Origin of the sequence: Bradyrhizobium sp. 186 (assembly GCF_023101685.1) — a bacterium.
Lineage (GTDB): Bacteria > Pseudomonadota > Alphaproteobacteria > Rhizobiales > Xanthobacteraceae > Bradyrhizobium.
Window position 1 is genome coordinate 4,262,637 of record NZ_CP082164.1, and the last position, 15,970, is coordinate 4,278,606.

The 15,970-nt window shown below is 61.3% G+C and carries 13 protein-coding genes and 2 pseudogenes; 11 read left to right on the forward strand and 4 right to left on the reverse strand.

Going from position 1 to position 15,970, the window contains the following annotated elements; genetic code table 11:
- Positions 1-4 precede the first annotated feature (4 nt).
- The 9 genes from IVB18_RS20290 to IVB18_RS20330 all read left to right on the forward strand — a co-directional run bounded on the left by IVB18_RS20290 (position 5) and on the right by IVB18_RS20330 (position 10,211).
- Positions 5-991: a branched-chain amino acid ABC transporter permease gene (locus tag IVB18_RS20290; protein WP_247990760.1), complete on the forward strand. Its 987-nt coding sequence runs from the start codon at positions 5-7 to the stop codon at positions 989-991.
- Positions 988-1,758: an ABC transporter ATP-binding protein gene (locus IVB18_RS20295; protein WP_247990761.1), complete on the forward strand. Its 771-nt coding sequence runs from the start codon at positions 988-990 to the stop codon at positions 1,756-1,758. The genes IVB18_RS20290 and IVB18_RS20295 overlap by 4 nt, the downstream gene beginning before the upstream one ends.
- A complete protein-coding gene (locus IVB18_RS20300; RefSeq protein WP_247990762.1) occupies positions 1,751-2,494 on the forward strand; it encodes an ABC transporter ATP-binding protein in 744 nt (247 codons plus the stop codon). Before IVB18_RS20295 ends, IVB18_RS20300 begins: the two co-directional genes overlap by 8 nt.
- A gap of 22 nt (positions 2,495-2,516) precedes the next feature.
- Complete coding sequence (locus tag IVB18_RS20305) at positions 2,517-3,725, forward strand: aspartate transaminase (RefSeq protein WP_247990763.1); 1,209 nt, start codon at positions 2,517-2,519, stop codon at positions 3,723-3,725.
- A gap of 101 nt (positions 3,726-3,826) precedes the next feature.
- Entirely contained in the window at positions 3,827-4,768 is a 942-nt protein-coding gene (nac, locus tag IVB18_RS20310) for a nitrogen assimilation transcriptional regulator NAC (RefSeq protein ID WP_247990764.1), read from the forward strand.
- A 160-nt stretch (positions 4,769-4,928) separates the two neighbouring features.
- On the forward strand, positions 4,929-6,992 hold the full coding sequence (locus IVB18_RS20315) for a hydantoinase/oxoprolinase family protein (protein WP_247990765.1): 2,064 nt from the start codon (positions 4,929-4,931) through the stop codon (positions 6,990-6,992).
- 12 nt (positions 6,993-7,004) lie between these two features.
- Complete coding sequence (locus IVB18_RS20320; RefSeq protein WP_247990766.1) at positions 7,005-8,681, forward strand: hydantoinase B/oxoprolinase family protein; 1,677 nt, start codon at positions 7,005-7,007, stop codon at positions 8,679-8,681.
- A gap of 8 nt (positions 8,682-8,689) precedes the next feature.
- Entirely contained in the window at positions 8,690-9,493 is an 804-nt protein-coding gene (locus IVB18_RS20325; protein ID WP_247990767.1) for an SDR family oxidoreductase, read from the forward strand.
- A gap of 16 nt (positions 9,494-9,509) precedes the next feature.
- Complete coding sequence (locus tag IVB18_RS20330) at positions 9,510-10,211, forward strand: aldolase/citrate lyase family protein (RefSeq protein WP_247990768.1); 702 nt, start codon at positions 9,510-9,512, stop codon at positions 10,209-10,211.
- 502 nt (positions 10,212-10,713) lie between these two features.
- Here the strand turns inward: IVB18_RS20330 and IVB18_RS20335 are convergent.
- The 4 genes and pseudogenes from IVB18_RS20335 to IVB18_RS20350 form a co-directional block, all read right to left on the reverse strand.
- Positions 10,714-11,606 (reverse strand): annotated as a pseudogene (locus IVB18_RS20335) (MFS transporter); the annotation flags it as partial.
- A gap of 103 nt (positions 11,607-11,709) precedes the next feature.
- Entirely contained in the window at positions 11,710-12,141 is a 432-nt protein-coding gene (locus IVB18_RS20340) for an alpha/beta hydrolase (RefSeq protein WP_247990769.1), read from the reverse strand.
- A gap of 373 nt (positions 12,142-12,514) precedes the next feature.
- Positions 12,515-13,675: an iron-containing alcohol dehydrogenase gene (locus tag IVB18_RS20345; protein ID WP_247990770.1), complete on the reverse strand. Its 1,161-nt coding sequence runs from the start codon at positions 13,673-13,675 to the stop codon at positions 12,515-12,517.
- Positions 13,676-13,708: 33 nt separating this feature from the next.
- Positions 13,709-14,287, reverse strand: coding sequence for a TetR/AcrR family transcriptional regulator (locus IVB18_RS20350; protein ID WP_247990771.1), 579 nt, complete (start codon positions 14,285-14,287; stop codon positions 13,709-13,711).
- An 85-nt stretch (positions 14,288-14,372) separates the two neighbouring features.
- On the opposite strand from IVB18_RS20350, the pseudogene IVB18_RS20355 reads away from it, so the two are divergent.
- Positions 14,373-15,468, forward strand: a pseudogene (locus tag IVB18_RS20355) (efflux RND transporter periplasmic adaptor subunit).
- Between the two features lie 40 nt (positions 15,469-15,508).
- Positions 15,509-15,967, forward strand: coding sequence for a nuclear transport factor 2 family protein (locus IVB18_RS20360; protein WP_247990772.1), 459 nt, complete (start codon positions 15,509-15,511; stop codon positions 15,965-15,967).
- Positions 15,968-15,970: the final 3 nt, after the last annotated feature.

Sequence of the window (15,970 nt, forward strand, 5' to 3'; positions counted from 1 at the left end):
GACGATGTCGCCCAACGATCTCTCACTCTCGGCGCTCCGACGCGATCTGCGATTGCCGTTCGGCGTCGCGCTGGCGGCAGCCGCTTGTTCGGCCCCATTGTTCCTCGGCAACTATGCCTTGCACGCGATCATCATCGCGCTGATCTTCCTGTTGCCGGCCCACGGCCTTAATCTGCTTGTGGGCTACACCGGACTGTTGTCGCTGGCGCAGGCGGCGTTCTTCGGCATCGGTGCCTACACCTCCGCGCTGATGGCGGTGCATTTCGGCACGCCGTTTTATCTGAACCTCATTGCGGCCGGCGCCGTTGCTGGCGCGATTGCGCTGCCCCTTGGCATTCCGGCGCTCCGGCTGCGCGCCACCTCATTCGTGATGTGCACGCTTGGCTTCGTTATCATCGGGCAGGCCATCGCCAAGAACTGGATTGGCCTCACCCGCGGTGACATGGGGCTGTCGGGCATTCCGAAGCCTTATTTCGCGCTTGGGCCGGCATCATTCACCATCTCGGGAACGACGAGCTTCTATTATCTGGTGCTGGTGATCGCCGTGATCGGCACACTCGCGGCATATCTGATCGTGCGGTCGGCGGCCGGGCGCAACATGGTTGCCATTCGCGAGAATGAGACGTTGGCCGAATCCGTCGGCATCCCGACCTGGCGCTACAAGCTGGTCGTGTTCATGATCAGCGCGGCTTTTGCTGGTTTGGGCGGAAGCATCTATGCGCACTATCTCACGGTGGTCAGTCCGCTCACATTCCAGATGTACTATTCGACGACGATGCTGATCATCGTGCTCGGTGGTGGCGCGGGAACAATTTCCGGTGTCGTCTTCGGCAGTTTGCTGTTCGTCGGGCTCTCCGAGGCCTTGCGCATCGCGCCGGAAGTTCGAATGATCGCCTACGGGCTCTGCCTGCTGGCGCTCGTATTCTGGTTCCCGAAGGGATTTGCGCCGCTCATCGATCGCTTCTGGTATTTTCTCAAGGAGCGGAAATGACCGGTCTGCCTATTCTCGAAGTCTCCGGACTGCAAAAGTCGTACGGCGCCGTCCGCGCGGTCGACGATGTCAGCCTGTATGTCGGCCGCGGCGAGATATGCGGGCTTATCGGCCCGAACGGCTCGGGCAAGTCGACCTTTTTCGACTGCGCGACCGGTCTCTCCAAGCCGAACGCCGGTACGGTGAAACTCGACGGTCAGGACATTACGGGATGGTCGCTTAACCGTATCGCCCGGGAGGGCCGCATGCTGCGCTCGTTCCAGAAGACGGTGGTGTTTAGCGCCCTCGATGTAGAGGAAAATCTCGTTATTGCTGGCCAGATGTTCACCTTTCCGGGCCTCTGGTCCACCTTCGGGATTGGTGCTGCGGCGCGTGATCGCGTCGAGGCGTTGAGGGAACGTGCGCGTGAGCTGATCAAGATCGCCGGCCTCTGGGATGTGCGCCATCAGCCCGCCGGGAAACTGTCGGGTGGCCAGCAGAAGCTGATCCAGTTTGCATCCATGCTGATGCCGGAGCCTAAACTCATCCTTCTCGACGAGCCGATGGCCGGCATCAATCCCAAGCTGATCGAGCGTGTCGTCGAGAGCATTCGCTTCGCAAATGATAAATTCGGCGCCAGCTTCCTGGTGATCGAGCACAACATCGATGTCGTTACCGACATCTGCGAACGCATCGTCGTGCTCGATCAGGGGCGCAAGCTGGCTGAGGGGACACCCGACGAAATCGTTCGCAACCAGGCGGTGCGGGAGGCCTATCTCGGTGGCTGATGATCCCAGTCTCTCGATTAAAGGCCTGCGCGCAGGCTACGGCTCGCTTGACATCCTCAACGGCGTCGATCTCGACGTGCCGCAGGGACAGTTCGTCGCCCTGATGGGGCCGAACGGCGCGGGCAAGTCGACGCTGCTGAAGTCGCTCTATGGAATGACGACGATCAAGGGCGGCAGCATCGAATGGCAGGGCAAGAATATCGCCGGCTACAAGTCGCGGGCGATCCTCGCCGAAGGCATCGCGTTCGTGCCGCAAGGCCGCTGTAATTTTCCGGTCATGACGATCGACGAAAATCTGCAAATGGCTGCCTATACGCTGCACGATGCCAGGGTAAAGGCCGACCGGGACTATGTCTATGACCTGTTTCCGATCCTGAAGACGCGACGCAATACGCTGGCCGGCAACATGTCCGGCGGCGAGCAGCAATTGCTGGAGGTGGCGATGGCCGTCCTGCAACGGCCGAAGATCCTGCTCGTCGACGAACCCTCGGTCGGTCTTTCTCCGGCGGCTATTGCAATCGTCTTCAACGAGCTGCTGCGCATCAACGCCGGTGGACAGACCATCCTGCTCGTCGAGCAGAACACCAGGAAGGCAATGGAGGTCGCGCACCGCGCGGTCATCCTGCGTCTCGGCAAGGTGATCTGGGATGGCAGGCCCGCAGATATCACCCATGATGAACTCGGCGAGCTCTTCCTGACGGGCAGGATGCGGGGCGAGGCCAAAGCCGAACATTGATTATCGTTTAGAGGAAACCACCGTGACCAACTTCGTACCCGCCGCGCGCGTGTCGCGCATCAAGATTTCCCCGACGACGGCCGCCGCGGCGCGTGTGCGCGAATTGAAGGCTGCCGGGCACGACATCGTCGATATGACGATCGGCGAACCGGATTTCGACACCCCAGATCACGTCAAGGCCGCTGCACACGCGGCGATCGACAGGGGCGAGACCAAGTACACCGCCGTCAATGGCACGCCTGCCCTGCGCGCTGCGATCATTTCCGACTACAAGCGTCGCCTCGGACTTGACTATGCGGAAAGCGAAATCTGTGTCGGCGGCGGTGCCAAGCAGATCCTTTTCCTGGCATTGATGGCGAGCGTCGAGGAGGGCGCCGAAGTCATCATTCCCGCACCGTATTGGGTGTCATATCCCGACATGGTGATCGCCAACGACGGCAAGCCCGTCATCGTTGCGTGCTCCGAGAACGTCGGCTTCAAATTGACCCCGGCCGCGCTGGAGGCTGCGATCACACCGCGGACGCGATGGCTGATCTTGAATACGCCCTCGAACCCGACGGGCGCGGCCTATGATCGGGCCGAACTGGAGGCGCTGGGCGAGGTGCTGCTTCGCCATCCTCACGTGATGGTGCTGTCCGACGACATTTACGATCAGATCTGGTTCCGCGACGAGCCGATGACGACGCTTGTGGCAGCGGTGCTGATGCTGAGGGATCGCATCCTTCTCACCAATGGCGTTTCGAAGTCATACGCGATGACCGGCTGGCGCATCGGCTATGCGGCCGGTCCAGCCGGGTTGATCGCGGCTATCAACAAGCTGCAGTCGCAGATGTTCTCCTGTCCATCGTCGATCAGCCAGGCCGCCGCAGCACACGCGCTTGCCGCCGAGCAGACTTTCGTCGGGGAAAGCGTCAAGCTCTACAGAGAGCGCCGCGACTATGCCTGCGCACGCCTGAACGCCGTGCCTCACCTGCGCTGCCTGGTGCCGGACGGTGCGTTCTATCTCTATCCGAGCTGCGCGGGCGCGATCGGCAAGGTCACCCCGGAAGGGAAGACGATCGACAGCGATCTCGACTTCGTCCTCTATCTCCTCGACAAGGGTGGGGTCGCGTCGGTCCATGGAGCGGCCTATGGGCTTTCTCCCTATTTCCGGCTATCGACGGCGACATCGATGGAGATGATCAAAGAGGCGTGCGACCGCATCGAGAAGGCCTGCTCCGATCTGCGCTGAGGCAGTCGGAGCGCTCTGGCCGACAATGTCCTGGCCGACAGTGCCTTGTTCTCTTGCCGTGATCGCCCTAATCTTCGGATTACACGGCGAAACGGCGAGCCATGAGCGTTGATTTCACTAAATTGAAGAGCTTCGTGAAGATTGTCGATGCTGGTAGCGTATCTCGCGCCGCCAGCATTTTACGTACGGCTCAGCCAGCACTGTCCCAGCAGATCGCCGCGTTGGAGAGCCATTTCAAGCACAAGCTTCTCACGCGCAGCAATACCGGCATCACGCCGACCGAGGCCGGTCTCGTTCTTTATCGGCACGCCCAGTTGTTGCTGAAGCAGATCGAGCAGGCGAAGATCGACATCGATAACTCTTCGAAATCGTTGGCTGGGCGAGTCTCGATCGGCCTAGCGACCTATTCGACTTCGAGTGCGCTGTCGCTGCCGATCCTGAAGGAGATGAAAGCGCTTCATCCCCAGATCATCGTTCATATCAACGATAGCTTCGGCCACGTGCTGAGCGAGTTGATCATGACCGGCAGGATGGACATGGCCATCATCTACGGCTCGGAACCGATCAAGGGCGTCACGCTGCGCCCCTTGTTTCGGGAAGAACTGTTTCTGGTGTCACCTCCAGGTACCAAATTCGACAAACCATCGACCGAATCGTTGCCGCTTTCCGCGCTTGCCGATATGCCGCTCCTGTTGCCGAGCAGGGGCCATTTCCTGCGCCGGCTGATCGACGAGTCCCTGGCCCGGGCGCGTGTCGTCCCCAACGTGGTCTCCGAAATCGAGTCGGTTTCGTCGCTCGGCGCGGCCGTCATGGACGGCCTTGGTTCGACGATACTTCCTGCTTCCGTTGCCGCCGGCGCATCGAGTTTTGCCGGAGCCGATGTCAGGCGCCTGGCTCGCCCCGTGATCGAGGCAACGGTCTCGCTTTGCACCTCGGATCATCTTCCGCTGTCGGAACCCGCAGTGGCGGTTCGATCGGTGCTTCTCGACGTGGTCGAGAAGCTGATGCGCAAGCACCCGCAAGGAATTCGGTCGGCGCCATAAGCAAAGTCTATAGCGGCAGACTGCACTTGTGTTGGCTGGCTCCGGCTGCATCCCGTACCCTTCAACCATAACGGGATTCCGGTAACCCGGGCTCGATGATTTATCGGGTCGATCGGGACTATTCCCGGGCTGCCTGTAGAACTGTCGCGCCGAGGAAACAATGGCCAAGCTCGCATTTGATACCGGGGGCACCTTCACCGATTTTGCCCTTCTCGACGACGACGGCGAGTTGCATCTGCACAAGGTTTTGAGCACGCCGAAGAACCCGGCGGAAGCGGTCGTGCAGGGCGCAACCGAGCTGCTCGACCGGTTTGCCAGCGTTATCGATCTGGTAAAACTCCAGGTGCTCGGCGCCACGACCGTGGTCACCAATGCCGTTCTCGAACGCAAGGGCGTGGAAACCGGCTTCATCTCGACGGCCGGCTTTCAGGACATGCTGCGCATCCGCAATGAGGGCCGCTACGATCTCTATGACCTGAACCTCAGATATCCCGATCCGCTGGTCACGCGTGCCAACAGCTTCGGCGCCGAGGCGCGCATGACCGCCGACGGCGCCGTGGTTACTGAACTGAAGGAAGACGCTATCCGGGAGATAGCTGGGCGATTGCGCAGCAAGGGCATAAAATCCGTCGCGGTCTGCCTGCTGCACGCTTACAAATACCCCAAGCACGAGCAGCGCATTGCCGCGCTGCTGCGGGAAGAGAGCCCGGATATCTTTGTGTCGCTTTCCTCGGAAGTCTGTCCGGAGGTGCGGGAGTTCGACCGCGCCTCGACGACGGTCGTCAATGCCTATACCCGCCCGCAGATGGCCGGGCATGTCGCCCACCTGCAGCGCGAATTCGCCAACAAGGGTATCGACCGGCAGGTGTTGTGGATGACTTCCTCCGGCGGCCTCGTTCCGAGCCTACGCGCCGCCGAACTGCCCGTGCGTCTGATTGAATCGGGGCCGGCTGCCGGTGCGGTCGCGGCGGCCGAGTTCGGCAGAACGGCGGGTGAGGCGAGCGTGTTGTCCTTTGACATGGGCGGCACCACGGCCAAGCTTTGCCTGATCCCGAATGGCGAGCCGACCGTCGGTACCGACCTCGAAGTGGCCCACTATCAGCGCTTCCGCAAAGGGTCCGGCTTCCCACTCAAGATTCAGTCGATCCAGATGATCGAGATCGGCGCGGGGGGCGGGTCCATCGCGGCAAAGAATCCGCTCGGCCTTCTCGATGTCGGCCCGCGTTCCGCCGGCGCGCTTCCGGGTCCGGCAGCGTACCAACGCGGCGGCACGGAGCCGACCGTCACGGATGCCGATATCCTGCTCGGCTACATGGGGGTCGAATCCTTTGTGGGCGGCTCGTTCAAAGTCTCGAAAGATGCGGCCCGGGAGGCGATGGAAAAGCTCGCTGCCTCGCTCGACGTCAGCGTCGACCGCTGCGCCTGGGGCATTCACGACCTCGTCAACGAATCCATGAGCAAGGCGGCGGCGATGCATGCGACCGACCTTGGCGTCGATCCTCGTACGCTGCCGATGGTGGCTTTCGGCGGCGCCGGTCCAGTCCACGCCTACGGCATCGCGCGCAAGCTCGGCATCAAACGTATCATCTGCCCGACCGGAGCGGGGGTCACCTCGGCGATCGGTCTCCTCATCGCCCCGGTTGCGGTGGACCTGTCCGCCAGTTTTCCGATGGGCGTGGACAATTGGGACTTCGAACAAATGGAGCGGCTGCTCGACGATCTGGCCGCTCAGGGGGCCGAGGTCGTCAGCGCCGCTGGCATCGCGAAAGAGGCGATCACCAACCGTTACACCGTCGACATGCGCTATGTCGGGCAGGGGCACGAGATCACGGTTGCGTTGCCCGATCGTAATTTGCGAAAGGACGAATTCCTCCAACAGCTAATGGACAATTTCACCAAGCTCTACCGCGAGCTGTTCGGCCGTACCGTATCGGCGTCCCTCGAGGTCATTACCTGGCGGCTTCGTTCCAGCGGCGGCAAGGATCAGGTTACGCGCCCGCATAAGGCCCAGGTCGCGGTCGCCCTCAAGGGCAAGAGGTCGGTCTACTTCAACGAACTGGGCTCCTACGTTGAGACGCCCGTCTACGACCATTACAAGTTGCCGCTCGATCAGCCGATAAAGGGTCCGGCCATTATTGAACAGCGCGAGTCCACGGCCGTCGTTGGCCCAAGCGGCGCGGCTCATGTCGACGGGCACGGCAATCTCGTGATCAACATTCTCTGAGGACGACGCGCGATGTCGAAAAACACTCCCGACTTCAACGACCCGATCAATCTCCAAGTGATGTGGAATCGCCTGATCTTCATCGCCGATCAGGCCGATAATGTGCTCGGTCGCACCGCCTTCTCGCCGATCGTGCGCGAGAACCACGACTATGTCACCGTGCTGCTGGACAGCCGCGGCCGGGCGCTTGCCCAGTGCACGTGGTCGATCCCGGTGTTCATCACATCGCTGCCGGTCGCCGCACAAAAATATTTCCTGCCGAAGTTTCCAGCCGAAACGCTAAGCGAAGGCGACGTGCTCGCCACCAACGATCCGGAGATCGGTACGGGCCATCTGCCCGACGTCACCATGATCACGCCGATCTTCAAGAAGGGCAAAGTCGTCGCCTATGCCGGCTCGATCGCGCATCTGCCCGATGTCGGCGGAAGGCCGCTGCATTCGGAGGCCAGCGACATCTTTGAGGAAGGCATTCGCTTCCCGATCGTGAAGCTGCACAAGGCCGGCGTTCCGAACCAGGACGTCCTTGATATCATCGCCGCTTCGGTGCGGCTGCCGACCGAGGTGCTCGGCGACCTCGAGTCGATGGTTGCGGCGAACAATGTCATGGGACGGGAACTGCTGAAATTCCTCGACGAATACGAGCTCGATGAGATCGATGGTCTCGCCGACGCCATCCATTCGCGCTCGGAAGCGCAGACCCGCAAGGCGATCCGGCAATGGCCGAACGGTACCTACCCTGCCGAAGTGCTGCTCGACGGCTACGACATCGACGTGAAGCTGAAGGCGGCGGTGATCGTGAAGGATGATTCCATTCACGTGGACTATGCCGGTTCGTCGGACCAGGTGCTGCATTCGATCAATTGCCGGACCAACTACCGCTACGCCCATTCGGTCTATGCCCTGAAATGCCTGCTGGATCCCGACACGCCGAACAACGAAGGCTGCATCACGCCGATCACCGACGAGGCGCCGGAGGGCTCTATCCTCAATCCGAACGCGTGGACGGCGGGCAATTCGCGCAACCTGATCGGTCACGTCATTCCCTCGTTGATTTTCAAGGCGCTTGAGAAAGTGGTTCCCGAGAAGGTCATGGGCGACAGCGGCGGTGCGCCGATTTGGGCCGCCAATTGCGTCGGACAGCGTGACGATGGCACGCAGTACGGCTCAGTCCAGAATTTCCATGGTGGGCAGGGCGGGCGTTCGGAGATCGACGGTCTCGATACGCTGAGTTTTCCTTCGAACTGCAAGGTGACCGCGATCGAGATGTTCGAGATCGCCGTGCCTGTTTTGACCGAGTGCAAGGAGCTGATTGCGGACTCGGGCGGAGCCGGAAAATATCGCGGCGGCCTCGGTCAGCGCGTCGTGTTGCGCAATCTCGGCAAGGGCCCGATGAGCATCTATCTGGCCTCTGAGCGCGTACGGCATCCGTGCTTTGGGGTGGTGGGCGGCCGGTCCGGGAGCGCCGGGAAGGTGCAGAAAAATGGCCAGTCGCAATTTCCGAAAGGCAAGGTCGTGCTGAAGACCGGCGAGCGGCTGGAAGTCGAAACGCCCGGCGGCGGCGGATGGGGCAGGACGTCCGAGCGCATCGGTGAGTTGGTCGAACTTGATCTCGCCGAGGGACTGATTACTCCTGAAGCGGCCAAGGAAATCTACTGGCACACACGCGCGACGCCCGCGGCTGCCGAATAGGAGACATGATGGGTCTGATCGATGGGAAAGTAGCCCTCGTCACCGGCGCAGGTACCGGTATCGGTCGGGAAGCTTCTATCCTGCTGGCGCGGGAAGGTGCGACTGTCGTGCTCACCGGCCGCCGGATCGAAACGCTTGAAGAAGTCGCGGCTGAGATCAAGCAGCAAGGCGGCGAAGCGATCGGTCGTTCCCTCGACATCGAGTCTCGCGCAGCGATCTTGGAAGCGGTTCGCTGGGTCGGCGCCAACGTCGGTGCGATCGATATCCTCGTGAACAATGCTGGCAGCGCCAGCAAGGTGTTGAATGCCCGCTTCATCAGCGAAGAGGAATGGAATTCCACGGTGAACGTCAACCTCACCGCGGTGTTCAACCTCACCCAGGCGGTTTTGCCAGGCATGATTGCGCAGGGCGAGGGCACGATCATCACGGTGTCGTCGCTTGCAGCGCTCAATCCGAATCTGTTGGGGGGCGCCGCATATGGCGCGGCGAAGGCAGCGGTCAAGAACTTCATGACCTTCCTGCACAACACCTACCGCAACCAGGGCATCCGCGCGACGACGATCCTACCCGGTGAGACCAACACGCCGATCATGGACAATCGTGCTCGCCCGCCGCTGGAGAGCGAACGGGCGGTGATGCTCGATGCGCACGACGTGGCCCGGGCGGTGCTGCTCTGCGCCAGCCTGCAGAAGGGTGCAGTGATTCCCGAACTGCAGATCTGCCCGACCTTCATGCGCGACACCTCGGCCGATATCGAGACCGCGCGCTGGGTAGGCGCGCCGGACGATACCCCCGACAAGCCAAAGAAATAGACCGGAAGGAACGGCCATGAATGGAGCCAAGCTGCGCGAACGCCTGTCGAAGGGCGAGACGATCACCATGTTCAATCCGCACCACGTGTCACCTGGCCTTTCGGCGCGGCTGGTGGAGCTCGGCGCGGATTCGATTTTCGTCGACTGCGAGCATGGCGCGTGGGGTTTTGAGGACGTGCGCAATGCTGCGCAGGTCATTCGCGGCGCCGGCGGAGCCGCGATCGTGCGGCCGGATTCGCATCAGCGTTCGCTGCTGATCCGCTATCTGAACGCAGGAGCCGACGGGCTGATGGTAGCGATGGTCGATACCGCGGCTCAGGCCCGCGCCGTCGTCGACGCGGTTCGCTACGCCTGTCCGGCCGATCACGAAAAGCGACTGGTCATCTCGATGATCGAGACGCTCGAGGCGATCGGCAATATCGACGAACTCCTCGCCGTCGAAGGAATCGACGTGTTCTTCATTGGACCCGGCGATTTGTCGCAGAACATGGGATACCCGCCAGCGCCGCCCTTCGGCCAGTCCCGGCCGCAAGCCGTGATCGACAAGGTCGGTTTCACCGTCGATAAGATCCGCGCCGCCGGCAAGGTCGCCGGCACACTGGTGACCGCTGAAGAGTTGCCGTACTGGCTCGAAAAAGGCGTGCAGTTCTTCTACGTCCATTCCGACCCCTTCCTGCGCCTCGGGCTCAACGGTATCAAGAAGTCGCTTGGGCGATGAGTTTTCGCTGCGAGCATGCGTTCCGTTCGCAGCGACGCAAAGCGGAAATGGGCGTAGATATTGGATCTGAATAGCTCCTGCTGGCTGGACATAGCTCAAACTTCCCCATGATGGATTGGAACGAGAGTTTAGTATTTTCAATGAGTTAGAAGGCGGCGTGTGCACGATGTGTGCACCGGGAGATCCAAAAAAATCTATTGATCGCAAGTCTGAGCAGGCGGCCCGAGGCGTGACGTGGACGTCGAGCTCGAAGTGATCGAATTGACAAGAGCAGGGCAGTCAGCGAGCAGCGGATCTCGCCTATCGGCCGGCGCACGGACCTGCCTTCGCGTCATCGCTGGAACAGGGCTGCTGTTCAGCGCAAGGGTGAAGAATACTGATGTCGGGGGTCCGAGTCTCTCTCCCGCTACCAAGACTGCGATTTTGCACTCCAAACTACGATTTTGTACGATTTCTTACGCTAGATGGTAGCACCCCAGCGTCGGCATATCAGCATTTGGTGCTACGACTGTTTGCTGCGCGTGCCTAACCCGGCTTGCGGAAAATTGGCGGCGATGAAGTGGGTAACCTTGGGCTCGGCGGCAGCGCCAAATTCGCGGATCGCGTCCTGAATGACCCTGTCCGCGTTCGTCGCGCGCCGGTGTTGTCGCAGATGCTCGAGCCATGACGCCACCATGAATGTTTCCAGGAAGCGTCCGCTCTCGGCGGCATCTTCGAAGATGTCCCAGGAATAAGCGCCGTCGCGCCGCCTCTGCCGACCTAATTCCGCGACGGCAGCGAGGAAAACGTCGCGCTTTTCCGGAACGATGAAATAGTCGACCGTGACCAATACGGGACCACGATCCGCATCGGCGTCAATGGTCAAGATCGGGGCCGGCCAATGCATGGAAGGTGCAAGATCAACTCCGGCACCGGTTTGAAGCTTCCAACGCCAGGTGAGCGCGATTCCCGCGATGGCGCCCGCAGCGGCGAGGAAGTGTGCCGCCGGCAGGCCGAGTCTTGAGGCAAGCTGCCCCCAAAGTGCGCTGCCGACGGTCATCGCCCCGAAGAACACGGTGACGTAAATGGCCAATCCGCGGCCGCGCACCCAATCCGGCAGCGAGACCTGAACTGAGACGTTGACCGTTGCGAGGACGGCGATCCATGAGCTGCCTGCGATCAGGCATGCCGCAAGTCCGATCTCCGAGTAACGCGCGACGCCCAGGAGGATCTGACTAAGCGCCGTGCCGACGGTGCCGGCCGCAACGAGCCCCTTGGGTCCGAAGGTCGCCTTCATCCAGGGCAGCATGAATGCACCGGCGACGGCGCCTACGCCGATCGGCCGTAGAGTTCTGGACCGCCCGCGATCTGATTGCGCGCGACGAGTGGGAGCAGCGCCCGATACGCGCTCGCGAAGAAGAACGCCGCCGCTCTAACGAGTGTCGCACGGAGCTTGCAACTTCGACGCCATCTCCGGTGATCAGAATTGGATACGGAGCGTCCGCGCCGTTAGAACCGATCAGCATTTCAGGAAGCGCAAGACGTGGCCCAACAGAGCGCCGGGTTGTTCAAGATGCAGGAAATGACCGACACCGGGCATCATGACGCGCTCGAAGCCATTGGTGCACGCTGCCTCCATGCCTTCGCTGAGCTGCGTGGACATGCAGCCGTCGTTCGTCCCGTGCAGATAGAGCGACGGGACGGCAATTGGACCGCTGGCGCGAGCTTCCAGCGCTTGGGCTTGCGATTCGGATGGCGGCGTGAACAGTTGCCGGTAATAGGCCAGCGCCTGAGTTAGCACGCCGGGCTGCCGAAATGTGTCATTGAGCGCGGAACGATCCGTAGGTGGACGCACGTACCCCGGCGACCATTCTCGCCAGAGTCGGTCGAGAAATGCAAAGTCGTTGAGCTGAACGGCCGTCTCTGCCAGTCGTGTCTGAAAGAAGAACATGTACCAGCTTCGTCGCTGAGGCGCGGTAAGATCCGTCGGGTGCGGCGCCACCCGCCCAGTATCCACGCAACGCCGGCGCGACCGCCCAATATCCTTCCTGCGCGAGGCGATCGAGAAAGTGGACCCAGCTCTGCGCGTGATCGGGAAAGCCGTGCAAGCAGAGCACGAGAGACCCGCTCCCGGCTTCGAGGATCGGGAAATCGAGCCCGTTAGCGCGAACTATCCGCTTGCGGATATAGTCACGCAGTGGAGAGCTCTCCCGTGTCTGCCCCGGAAGCTCGGCGTGTCCGGCCGAAGGAGCGGAGCTGATCGTCACGGCTGGATTTTACCCTCTATCAATTTGGATGATAAGTATCGCTTCATTCGAATTCGGCTAAGCGGCCATTCGCAGCAGATCGACGATATCAGCCTCGCTTTTGAAAGGCCGCGGATTGGCCTGGACGAAGCGATGATTGATCGCAAGCTTGCTTATCTGATCAAACTTGTCTTCGCCGATACCGACATCGGCAAGGCGGCCAGGTAATCCGAGTCGAGTGGTGAACTCGGCAAAGGCGGCTGCGGCTTCCATACCCGGCTCGCCAAGGGCCGTCGCCAAGCGCTTCTGCGCATCCTCGGTGAATGGCTTGTTGTAGCGAAGAAGGCTCGGCATGATGACAGGTGTGCAGTAGTAGTGAGGAACGCCGAAGGTCCCTCCAAGCACATGGCCAATGCCGTGACTGGCTCCCATCGGCACGCGCGCCTGGAGGCCAAAAGCGGCGAGCCATGAGCCATATTGAGACAGTCGACGCGCCTCCAGATCATCAGGTTGATCCAAAGTCCCGAGCATTCCCTCGCGCAGGGTACGGATGCCTGCCAAGACGACCTCGTCAGCCAGTGGGGTGCCGGCGGGCGAGCACAATGCTTCGATACCGTGATCCATCGAGCGCGTTCCCGATCCCATCCAGAGTTTCGCAGGCGTATGAAGGGTGAGGGCGGGGTCGAGAATGATCGCCACTGGCATCATCTGGGGATGGAAGAAAATCTGCTTCAACTTATTGCGTTCATCGGTGACGAGCGCTGCTGCATTGTATTCGCCGCCATTCAGCGTGGATGGTACCGCGATCTGTCGGACTTTAGGCGCTCGGAATGGAGAGAAGGTTACGCCCGGGCCCATGGGGAACGGATCGAAACCCGCGTCATCGCGGATGTCATGTTCCATTGCCATGATGACGATCTTTGCGAGGTCAATCGCAGAACCTCCGCCGACGGCGACGACCAGATCAGCTCGTGCGTCATTAGCTTGACGGGCAACCTCGGCAGCTTGTTTGCGCGTGGTGTGCTGTGCAATTCCATCGAAGGTCGCTACATGCCTGGCCCCGAGCGTACGCCGGATCTTATCGATCTCGTCGGTCTTCGTGTTGAGGGTTCGACTGACGATAAGGAAGACGCGCTTTGCCTCAAGTCGCACCGCTTCATCGTTCAAAGCGTCAGACGCAGCTTTGCCATAAACGACACGATCGATTGCCGGAAAATTGTGTATCCCTGCTTTGCGCATGGCTTTCTCCTTGTGAATTTGAAACACCGATCCTCAAGCGGCGACGGCGTCGCGAATCTGTCGGGACGCCGTTTCCAGAAAGGCCTGGGCGAGATCGGGATCGTTGACAACGCGTGAGAGCGTCAGCGCGCCGACCATCGTCGAGAGAATAGCCATGGCTTTGCCCTTGGATTTCTCGTCGTTGGCCTTGGAAATCAGACCGCTCAGGATCTCGATATGCGCTTTGATCCCGCCTTCGAACGCCGCTTTCACGTCGCTGCTCTGTCTGGCCACGTCTGAGCCGAGCGCGACGATCGGGCAGCCGTCCATCTTTTCGTCGCGATGATCCGTGCTCAGGTAGAATGCCATCACCGCGCCGAGCGGATCGTCAGGTTGTGCGGCGGTGGCGGCCGACCATCGGAGCGTGGCGCTCTCCAACGCGCGCTCCGAGGCCTGCGCGGCCAGGTCCTCCTTTGACGCGAACTGCTTGTAGAAAGCGCCTTGAGTCAGCCCGGCAGCCTCCATCAGGTCCTTGAGGCCGATGCCGTCAAATCCGTGCGACCGAAACAGGCGACTTGCGACATTGATGACGTTTTGCCGGTTTTCCTCAGCCTGAATGCGACTCACTCGCATCATCGATCTCCACATTTAGATTGCGTTCGACTTCTATTATCCGATATAGAGCTCGAACGCAATCTATCTGGCATGAGGCGATGGCATGAAAAAACGACCCATTATCGTGCTGGGGAGCGTCCTGATCGCGGGATGCGCGGTGGCCGCATTCGTCGCGCTTCGCACGCCGGCAGCCTCGGCCGTGAGCGATCCGAGGCAGGAAGCCCCGATCGTCAGGATCGCGGCCGCGGCGCGGGTGACCGGATCGGAGCGCGGCTTCACGGGCATCATCGGGGCGAGGGTGCAGAGCAGCCTCGGTTTTCGCGTTCCCGGCAAGATCGTGGAGCGGCTGTGAGCAGGTCAAAGCCGGTCAGCCGCTGATGCGGATCGACGAAACCGACCTTCGTCTTGCGGTCACTGCGAAGCGCAACGCCGTTGCAGCCGCGCGCGCGTCCGTCGTTCAGACCGAAGCGGACGAACAGCGATACGCCAAGTTGGTGAGTGACGGATGGGCTTCCCGACAGCGCTACAAGCAAGCCAAGGCCGCGCTGGACACGGCGGAGGCGCAACTCTCCACCGCTGAAGCTGATGCGCGGGTTGCTGAGAACGAGGCGACCTACTCGGTCCTGTTAGCGGACGCGGACGGAACGGTGGTTGAAACGCTCGGCGAGCCCGGGCAGGTCGTCTCGGCCGGCCAGACGGTCGTTCGGATTGCAAAGGCGGGACCTCGCGAAGCGGTGGTCGCGCTTCCCGAAACGATCCGGCCAGCGATCGATTCCGTGGCCGAGGCCAGCGTGTATGGGGCTGCCAATGGGCGGCGCTACACGGCGCATCTGCGGCAATTGTCGGACGCCGCCGATGCCCAGACCCGCACCTATGAAGCGCGTTATGTCCTCGACGGTGAGGCCGCGGCCGCACCACTTGGCGCGACGGTGACCATTCGGCTGGCAAGCGGGACGAGCGAGCCGGAAGTCCAGGTGCCGCTCGGCGCCGTGCTCGATGATGGCCGCAAGACGGGTGTTTGGATCCTGGATAGCGCCACCTCAACCGTACGCTTTCGGCCGGTCAGGCTTGTTCGGGTGACCGACGAGACCGCCGTGATCTCTGGATTGAGCTCTGGTGATGCGATTGTTTCGCTCGGCGCTCATCTCCTGCAGGAGGGCGCGCGCGTCAGGACCGCCGCTGAAAGCCGGAGCAAATGACGAGCGTCAATCTTTCCGCGTTGGTCGTTGGAGAAGTCGAATGCTGTACAGCTATATCGTCGAGCAGGAAATCCGAAAGACCTTCGACCATGTCAACAACCATCGCTGGGATGAAGCGGTGAAGGCGGTCGCGCCGCACATCCATCACCGTCTTTCCGGCGACCACGCGCTTGGTGGCGAGCGCCACGACAAACAGGCCCTGCGCCGCTGGTTTGAGCGGCTCGGACGCGTCCTGCCCACTCTCCATATCACGGTCAATAACGTCTGGGTGAAGGGCTGGCCCTGGAACACCACCATGTTTGTCGAGTGGGACGGCACCGCTACGCTGCTCGACGGTGACGGGTCGTATGTCAACCGTGGTCTCCACGTGTTCACGCTGCGGTGGGGCAGAGTCCATGCACTCGAGGAATTTCAAGATTCACAGGAAGCGGCCCGCGGGCTTGCCGCCCAAGCGGCGGCTGGCCTCGCAGAAGCTGTCGCCGAGCCGATTGTAAGTTAGCAG